Below are 8,423 nucleotides of genomic sequence, written 5' to 3'. Positions count from 1 at the left end.
TCTTCTCCTCAGCCGTCCATTTCCTGAGCTTCATGCTTCTGCCTCCAATTTTGAGTATACACTCTATCTCTTGGAGGTGTCCACCTTCTCAGGGGTTCAGTATAGCTCCATGTTCGTCCTACCCTTCCCAACCACACCCATTTTCATAACACGAACACCAGTCCAGTGTTCTCGTCTCGCTCCAAGATCAAAGTTCTTGCAGTGACCTTTAATTACACCCGTATGTGACTGCCGAGTTCTATGACCCAACCATCGCAAGCCCTAAAGAGACTCAAAAAAATCTTTTAAGCCCGACAAAAAAGGGGATGGCCTACGCCATCCCCAGTATGAAGTCTACGTCATGCGGGAAACACCCGTTCTGGGGGTCTCATGTGGCCGTTATTACCAATCTCGATGAGGATACCATAGAATTTCTCAGTATCAAGGTAGTAGTGTTCGTCGTCATCGAATTTTCCGCTCTGAATCACCTCAATCCCTCTGGCCTTGAATTCCTGGAGTTTTTTCTGGCAATCGGGGTAGTAGAATTTCACGTGATGCAGACCTTCTCCCTTTTTTTCTAGGAATGTATCGTAGGTGCTGCGACCGGTGAGGGGCTGGATGAGCTCGATCTGCACCGCTCCAGCCTGCGCTAAAGCGATGCGAAAGGTATGGTCTGAGGGTTTTCCCCAGGCGGTGGAACGCTCCAGGGCTGGTGGAGCAAAGGTGTAAATAGCCCAGGGTTTGATACCCAGGGTTTCCACGTAGAACTTCATGGCTCCCTCTAAATCCCGCACCACATAGGCTACCTGAATGAGATCACCTTCCTGCATACGCACACCTCCTTAAGGATTTGGTTTTTACTCACTCCCGTTGGGCGGAAAGGAGGTCCACTTTTCATCCCTTTACCGCACCAAGCGTGAGGCCTTTAATGATATACCGCTGCACAAATAAGGTCACGATGGCCGGGGGAAGAATTGCGATAAGACCCCGGACAGACGTATCCCAGTACTGGATGCCTTGCGTGCTATCGGTACCCAAGATCTGGAGAGGAATGGTAACGGCGCTTTTCCGGGCCAAGGTTAAGGCAAACATGTACTCATTCCAGGTCAACGCGAACGCCAGGATGCCAGCCGCAACAAGACCAGAAGAGGCCAGAGGAAAAACGATTTGGAAAAGAATACGCAAATGGGAACCACCATCGACCAGGGCGGCTTCTTCCAGTTCCCGGGGGATAGAGGCAAAGATATCGCGCAAAATGAGCACGGTGAAAGGCATGGTGATAGCAGTGTTAATGAGAATGAGTCCTATTTGGGTGTCGGTTAAACCCAGGGTCTTCATCATGATGAGAAAAGGAATGACCAACACCACGGGAGGCAACATCCGCTGAGAAAGGAAAAACACCATAATATTGCGGTTTGACCAGCGGGTAAACTTGAAACGCGCCAGGGCATACGCAGCAAAAGCACCAAGAAGAAGAGAAAAAAGCGCCGCGAAAGCGGAAATAGCAAAACTATTTTTGAGCCCCAGTGAGAGTTCGGGCCACCGACCCAAAATCTGGGAGTGCCAATTATTGAGCGTGGGTCGGAAATCCACGAAGGGTAGCCAGGTTGCACGCATCACGTCCAGCGGAAATTTAAACGAGGTCGTGATAAACCAGTAAAATGGGAAAAATGCCCAAACCACCACGACCAAGACGGTGAAATAGAGCACGATTGACACCAACCAATTTACTCTCGTGCGCCTCATTTTCGCTTCCCTCTCTACTCATAAATTTCCGAAAACTTTCCTATCTTGAATAGAATGGTAAAAATGACGAACAGCAAGAACAAAAAGAAAAAGGCTCTCGCCGAAGCATCTCCAAAAGAAAATTGCCGTAAGCCCACCTTATAAGTCATGATGGAGTAAGTCTCCGTGGCAAAGCCGGGGCCACCTTTGGTGAGGCTCATGGGAAGGTCAAAAACCTTCAGCGTCTCCAGGAGCCGGAGCATGGTGATTGTCGCGATGATCGGTTTGATGAGCGGAAGGGTAAGATAGCGAAAGATGGCCAACGACGAATTCGTCTCCAAGTACGCCGCTTCATAAATTTCGCTGGACAAGTTTTGCAATCCCGAGAGAAAAACCAAAAAACAGAAAGGCGTCCACTGCCAGATATCGAGGAGCAAAATCGAGGCCAGAGCAGTATTGGGGGTTCCCAGCCAAGCGATTGGCTGAAAACCAAAAATTTTCAGAAGTGCGTTGACCGGGCCGTTCGTGTCATAGAGCGACAGGGAAACGAAACCAAGAGCGACCGGGCAAACAAAAATCGGTAAGGTAATCAGGGTTCGCAAAAAGTTCTTTCCTCTGATCTGGCGGTTTAGAAGTACCGCGACGAGTAATCCAACGATAACCTCGACAGGTACGGCAATGGCGACAAATTTCATGGTCACCCCAAGAGCACTCCAGAACTTATAATCCAAAAACATATTCAAAAAGTTATTGAGACCAACGAACCGGGGGGGAGTGAAACCATGCCACTCAAGAAAAGCAAGGCGAAAAGCGTAAACGAGAGGGTAAATCACCATGAAAAGGATGGCTAAAATCGAGGGTATGAGTAAAAACGTTGGTAAGTGCTTTTGCTTCGTTTTGGCAGAAAGAAGAAACCTTCCTCCGAGGTAGGTCAAAAGCATAAGTCCGATCGCCATTCCCCAGACCCTCACGCTCAAACCTAGAAACACTCTGGTACCCTCCTCTTCTCTTGGGGGGCCAATGGCCCCCCAAAAAAGACTTACTGGTTACTTTTTGTAGCCAATGGCCTCCCGATAGTACTCTAGCTGCTTTTCCACGCCCAGCTGCTTGGTAATTTTTTGCCATTCATCGTATACCCGCTGCAAAGCAACCTCAGGGCTCACCTGACCGGAGACTGCGGCGTTAATCTGATCGTCGAGGGCGTCGTAGTAAGACTGCATTCCTGGGATACGGAGTTGGGGCAGGATGGTCTTACTCATGGTGTAGTTTTCATAAAACGCCTTGACATACTCCTCTGCATCACTCTTATCCCATCCTTGGTTGACCCAGTCCTCGATCGTGGCCTCACCCTTTTTCTCACCGAAACTCTGGTCCGTGAAGAACTGGAAGGTCTGGCCAAGGTTAATCCCAGTAAAACCATGGGTCACGTTCCAGAATGAGATTTCTTTACTGGCATGGAACGCGGCCAGGTGATAGACGACTTCGGGGTATTTGGTCTGTTTAAAAATCATGATGCTCCAGGAGGGACCAATAGCGTTGGTAATAAAGTTGGGCTCTGCGAGTTTCATCCATTCTCCTTTTTCCCTATCCCACACTTCCAAAGTTCCGGGAAGAATGCTGCAACCCAGCTTTCCTTTTACCTTGGAACGTTCCTCATCCTGCGCCAAAGGACCCAGGTCACCATACCCATAGTTGAAAATTGACTTCCCATCCAGAAATTCATTCCAGGCTCCACCAAGTTCCCAACCCAGCTGAGCAGGGTTCCCAGCCTTGTAAAGGCGAATTAACATCTCCAGGGCTCTCAAAAATCCGGGCTGGTTGATGAGTGGCTCCATCGTTTCTGGGTCGAACCAGAGAACCCCCTTATAGCGCGTTGGCTTCCCATCGGCGCTCGGGACCATCATGTAAGGCGAAGCCAGAGAGATGAAATGCCATCCAGCCTGTTGCCCCTTTTGCAAAGCCATGGAAATCCCGTAATCGGGTTCCCCATCGCCGTTCCAGTCTTTTCCGTTAAAGAACTCAGCGATGTCCGCCAGTTCTTCCCAGGTTCGGGGTGGAACGTTATAACGGTACCCTTTCTCTTTCTCAAATTCAGCCTGCCACCTCTGGTCCGTAAGGATGTCACGTCGGTAATTGAGGGTATGACAGTCGTAGTCATTCGGAGCGTAGTACCACGTATCACCCCATTTGTTGACCACGTCTGCCAGTCCTGGTACAACGTCATCTTTGTTCCATCGAGGGAAGCGGGGATCGTTGTACCACTGTTCAATATCGTAAATGTAGTCACCAGCCAGAAGATCCCCGGTAATCCAGATGGGTCCGTCAAATCCGTCAAACGTACCACCACCGGTGAAGAGGTCCGTGAATATTTTTTCTCTAATCTGGGCTATGGGGACTTCGATGATATTCAACTTGGCTCCAGTTTGTTTCTCCCACTCATCACGCCAGTAGTAGAGTGCACCGGAAATTGGCCCTCGGTTCCCCGCAGCCAGGACTCCAATGCTTATCGTGACGCCCTCAAACATCCGCTTTTCCTGAGACCATCCTGCACTAGAAAGCAACACCCCGATAACCAACCACACCACCACAAACATCACCAGTAGTGCTTTTCTGACCATTCAAAAACCCCCCTTTCTTCGCTCTCCTTTGGACAAATTCCCTTGAGGTTTTTTACCTTTTTCTCGCCTCCCCTCGTTTCCACATTTCGTTCCAAAACTTCGTACCCACAGCGAGGATCCCCTCACGGAGTTGAAGAGGAAAGCAGCACTGACGCGTCAGATGTGCCATCCGAAACTCAAAAATTTTAAGGCGCAGTAACGGAAAGAGGATTCACCATTGTCGGGAGTCCTGCCCGAAACGCACGATCAGCACACCTGTGGCGATCGCCGCTCCTCTCATCTTACCTTCCAAAACCAACCCAACTCCTCCCAAAAAGACGAAATCACCTCCCTGTAAGGGGGCGCTCACTTTCTAAATCGTACCCCAACTTCAGAGATGCTTTCCGAGCGGCATTCTTGACACTCCGAACCAACGCCCCCATTTTCTCGTCCGTCATGCTGGAAACGGAACCAGTGATATTGATGGCCGCGACAACCTGTCCCACGTGATTCAAAACCGGCGCCGCAACGCATCGAATCCCGATCGCGTACATCTGGTCATCGATGGCGTAACCCTGAGCCGCTACTTTTTGAAGCAACTTCCGCAATTCATTGGGGGCTGTGATGGTGTATGGCGTATTTTGGGGTAAATTCTGCGTCTGCAAAACCTCGGCCAGGTCCTCCTCTTTGAGGAACGCAGCGAGTACGAGGCCTGCAGCACTCACATTGATAGGAAGCCGGGCACCAACATCGGCAAAAAAGGCCAGCGGCTTCGGCCTTCGAACCATGTCGATATACGTCACTTTTCCGTTATGGAAAACACCCAGCTGAACAAACTCATCCGTCTCACGAGCCAAATCCTCGAGAATATCACGGATCTCCTGCCGCAAGTCAAGATGGGAAAGTTTTTGACCAGCTAAGGTTAAAACTTTTAACCCCAGGCTCCACTGGTCTCCCTGAATATCTTTCTTCCTCTCCACATATCCAAGTTTCTCCAAAGTGTTGAGGAGGCGGAAAGTTGAGGACCGGGGAATCTTGGTCTCCAAGGAAAGTTCCTCCAGGGTAAGACAGCCCTCTTTGGCAAGTTGCTCCATAATTCTTATTCCTCGCCATAATGGTGTTACCATTGTGTCACCCATGGACGTCACCGTTCAAAATTCGAAATATGAATTCCATATTTCATTTACATCATTATAGAAAAAATCCTTCCGTTGTCAACCATCAAAAATGGGATATCATACAATTCCTTTCAATCCTTTCGCGAATACGGGGTAAGGGAAATTAAAAAATCGGAAAATGTCCTCAACAGACAAAAAGGAGGAAATACTCTCTCTTTACGCATTCAGGAAAACCTGCCAGCGATGGTTCGTTTCGAAACGATTTTCCTGCAGGCTTTCCCTCTCGGTCCACCGAATCTCGACCAAGGAGAAATCCAATCGGCAATCTCCGTAGTCTTCTCAAACGGGAAAACGCTGTATTTCTGGCAGCATGGTCTTTCTCAATGTGAACCTCCCAAAAAGCGTGTTGAAAGAAGGGTATTTTCTTTTCCTCTCAGGATCCATGCTTTTTTGTCCGTATCGGTATTCATATACATCCGTCGATTCACCCATTTCCCAGGGCCCACAGAAGATGGTCCGAGCACCCCTCTGAGGACATTTCGGAAATCCCTGAAAAGCAGGGACGAAACGACCGGAGCGTAACCTCCCATAGAAGCCATTTCCCCCCAACCCCTACCTCTTGCGTGGAACGTTTCCCTGGTGACCAGGCGAACAGGTGCGATATAATGGATGTGGGCCCACAAAAAGGATTGTTTTGGGCCCACCTGTGGTAAACCATAAGGAAAGGGTGAAGAAAGTGGAATACCACTTCACGGTCGCCAGCGAAATCCCAGAGGAGCCCTATTCAGAGCTTCTTGCTCTACACCGTCTCTGTTTTGGACAGTACCAGGGGGTACTCCCCTTTGACGAATCCATCCTTCGCTGGTACATCCAGAGACCAGGCTTGGGCCTAGAACATACCCTGGTGATGCTCCACGGGGATACCATCATCTCCAGCCTCTTTCTGACTCTGAGCGCTTTTGTCGTTGAGGGAACACTCCTCCCGGTGGGAATTATCGACACGGTGATGACCCACCCTCTCTATCGGGGAAAGGGTTTGGCCACAAAACTTATGCAAGAAGCCGAAGCCATGATGCGGGCTTGCGATTGCTGGTTCGGGTACCTCTACACGGTGCCTGAAACCAGACAGTTCGGGCTTTACCAGAACTTAGGATACCGAGATTTCCAGAGGGTTTTTCACTTGGAAAAAGAAGGCCAAGCTCCTAAAATAGAGGTCACTCCTTTTCCCCAGGAAGAAGTACGACAATTCCTCAACGAAACCCTGGTCCGGTACAATGGTTTTATCCCCTTCGACGAAGCCCTCTGGAAGTGGCGGAAGGTGGAGCGTCCAGCAGGGATTCCAGCCCAAGTCTTTGTACACCGGGATTCCCGAGGGAAAATCCAAGGAACGATCACGCTGGCCTGGGGAAAAATCGTAACCGCTACTGGGGAAGAAGAGGTAGTCTACCTGAGTGACTGGGCAGGGGTATCAAAAGAGGGAAAAGAGAGGCTCCTTCACGTCGCCCTTTCTGCGGCGGGAAATGCCAAAGTGGACCTCCTCTGCCCGGTTTCCAATCTCGAAGAATGGGCGATCCTGCAGGAAAATGGTTTCCAGCCCACCCTGGCTGAATCGGCCATGCTTTTTCCTCTCCGGAAGGAGGCCCAAACCGTGTTGCAGAAAGCCCTCTCCAAAAACTGGTACCCACTGATCGAATCGGTGGTTGGAGTATAGTCAGCTTTTGATGGCTCCAAAGGTGAGTCCTCGAACGAGGTATTTCTGCACCAAGAAGGCGAAAATGAGCACTGGAATACTGGCCACAACCCCCACGGCAGCCATTTCTCCCCAGATGATTCCCATAACCGAGAGGAAAAAGGTCACCGTGGTGGGAACGGTACGGGCATTAAAACTGGTCAGAAAGAAGGCCAGGGCAAACTCATTCCAGGACTGAATCACACAAAAAATGGCCGTTGCTGCGATTCCGGGAAGGGTTAAAGGAAAAACGATACGCCGCAACACCGAAAGACGGGAACACCCATCGATGAGGGCTGCTTCTTCGATTTCCAGGGGAATTTCTTCGATAAAACCCCGCATCATCCATATGGTGAAGGGAATATTAAAACTCAGGTAGACCAGGGCAAGAAGGATATGGGTATCAAGGAGCCCAAGGAAACGACCCAACAGGAAAAAGGGAATCACCACCGCCATGGGAGGGAGCATGCGCAGGGAAAGTACCCAAAAGGCGATATCTTCTTTACGAGGGAAACGGAAACGAGCTAAGCCATACGCAGCCAGGGTCCCCAGGAAGATGGAAATAACGGTCGTGACGCTGACCACAATCACGCTGTTTTTAATATAGAGGAAAAGGTCCCTTTTCTGAAACACCGCACGGTAATTTTCAAGGGTGGGAGAAAAAATCCACACCGACGGGTTAATGGCCTGTACCCTGGTTTTGACCGATGTTAAAACCATCCAAAAGAAGGGGAAGACACAGGCAAACACCACCACAAAGACCAGGATGGTTAACGCCATTTCTTTCCCGATATTTCTGGTTTTGGCTAAAGGCATACTTTTACCCTCTCCCCACCTGTTCTTTTCGCAGAACCCGAAGGAGAATGGTGGTAAGCAAAGTGCTGAGGAAAAGAAGGATGATAGCGTTCGCGGAGGCCCTCCCGATCCAGTTTGTATGGCGGAATCCCAAGCGATAAATATGGAGGCTCATGAGTTCAGTGGCGTTTCCCGGTCCTCCCTGGGTCAAGCCATAAACCACGTCGAACATTTTCAAAGCATCGATCGAGCGAAGGAGAAGGGCAATGACCATCATGGGTTTTAAAAGAGGGAGGGTGAGATAGAAAAAAACCTGTCCAGGGCTCGCCCCATCCACAATGGCCGCTTCATAAGGTTCCTGGGGCAAGGATTGCATCCCGGCATAGAGGATCAAAGCCACAAATGGCATCCACTCCCACACATCCACAAGGACGAGAGACCACCATGCTTCCCGTACTCCCAGCCAGTTCACTTTCCAAA

The 8,423-nt window shown here is 50.0% G+C and carries 9 protein-coding genes; 1 reads left to right on the top strand and 8 read right to left on the bottom strand.

The features are described 5' to 3' along the window. Positions 1-338 precede the first annotated feature (338 nt). The 6 genes from ABDK92_10555 to ABDK92_10530 form a co-directional block, all read right to left on the bottom strand. Positions 339-809: a VOC family protein gene (locus tag ABDK92_10555; protein ID MEN3187042.1), complete on the bottom strand. Its 471-nt coding sequence runs from the start codon at positions 807-809 to the stop codon at positions 339-341. 64 nt (positions 810-873) lie between these two features. Then, entirely contained in the window at positions 874-1,725 is an 852-nt protein-coding gene (locus ABDK92_10550; GenBank protein ID MEN3187041.1) for a carbohydrate ABC transporter permease, read from the bottom strand. Between the two features lie 14 nt (positions 1,726-1,739). After that, positions 1,740-2,693, bottom strand: coding sequence for a sugar ABC transporter permease (locus tag ABDK92_10545; GenBank protein MEN3187040.1), 954 nt, complete (start codon positions 2,691-2,693; stop codon positions 1,740-1,742). Between the two features lie 57 nt (positions 2,694-2,750). After that, positions 2,751-4,322 carry an extracellular solute-binding protein gene (locus ABDK92_10540; GenBank protein MEN3187039.1) on the bottom strand — a complete coding sequence of 524 codons (1,572 nt, stop codon included), beginning with the start codon at positions 4,320-4,322 and terminating at the stop codon, positions 2,751-2,753. A gap of 323 nt (positions 4,323-4,645) precedes the next feature. Beyond that, positions 4,646-5,428 carry an IclR family transcriptional regulator gene (locus tag ABDK92_10535; protein ID MEN3187038.1) on the bottom strand — a complete coding sequence of 261 codons (783 nt, stop codon included), beginning with the start codon at positions 5,426-5,428 and terminating at the stop codon, positions 4,646-4,648. A 175-nt stretch (positions 5,429-5,603) separates the two neighbouring features. Continuing rightward, positions 5,604-5,744, bottom strand: coding sequence for a hypothetical protein (locus ABDK92_10530; protein ID MEN3187037.1), 141 nt, complete (start codon positions 5,742-5,744; stop codon positions 5,604-5,606). A 402-nt stretch (positions 5,745-6,146) separates the two neighbouring features. On the opposite strand from ABDK92_10530, the gene ABDK92_10525 reads away from it, so the two are divergent. Further along, on the top strand, positions 6,147-7,130 hold the full coding sequence (locus ABDK92_10525; GenBank protein MEN3187036.1) for a GNAT family N-acetyltransferase: 984 nt from the start codon (positions 6,147-6,149) through the stop codon (positions 7,128-7,130). Here the strand turns inward: ABDK92_10525 and ABDK92_10520 are convergent, their stop codons facing one another. Next, the gene (locus ABDK92_10520; protein MEN3187035.1) at positions 7,131-7,964 is read right to left on the bottom strand and encodes a carbohydrate ABC transporter permease; all 834 of its coding nucleotides are present in this window, start codon (positions 7,962-7,964) and stop codon (positions 7,131-7,133) included. It lies immediately after the preceding gene. Positions 7,965-7,968: 4 nt separating this feature from the next. Beyond that, a partial coding sequence (locus tag ABDK92_10515) for a sugar ABC transporter permease (GenBank protein MEN3187034.1) occupies positions 7,969-8,423 on the bottom strand: 455 nt, incomplete at its 5' end.

The organism is Atribacterota bacterium (assembly GCA_039638595.1).
In the GTDB taxonomy this organism is placed as follows: domain Bacteria; phylum Atribacterota; class Atribacteria; order Atribacterales; family Caldatribacteriaceae; genus Profundicultor; species Profundicultor thermophilus.
Note: the sequence above shows the minus strand (reverse complement) of the source record. Positions and strands in the feature narration are given on the sequence as shown.

Bases quoted from the DNA above. Each gene is read 5' to 3' on its own strand.
- ABDK92_10540 (MEN3187039.1), bottom strand. From the start codon at position 4,322: ATGGTCAGAAAAGCACTACTGGTGATGTTTGTGGTGGTGTGGTTGGTT.
- ABDK92_10550 (MEN3187041.1), bottom strand. From the start codon at position 1,725: ATGAGGCGCACGAGAGTAAATTGGTTGGTGTCAATCGTGCTCTATTTC.
- ABDK92_10520 (MEN3187035.1), bottom strand. From the start codon at position 7,964: ATGCCTTTAGCCAAAACCAGAAATATCGGGAAAGAAATGGCGTTAACC.
- ABDK92_10555 (MEN3187042.1), bottom strand. From the start codon at position 809: ATGCAGGAAGGTGATCTCATTCAGGTAGCCTATGTGGTGCGGGATTTA.
- ABDK92_10535 (MEN3187038.1), bottom strand. From the start codon at position 5,428: ATGGTAACACCATTATGGCGAGGAATAAGAATTATGGAGCAACTTGCC.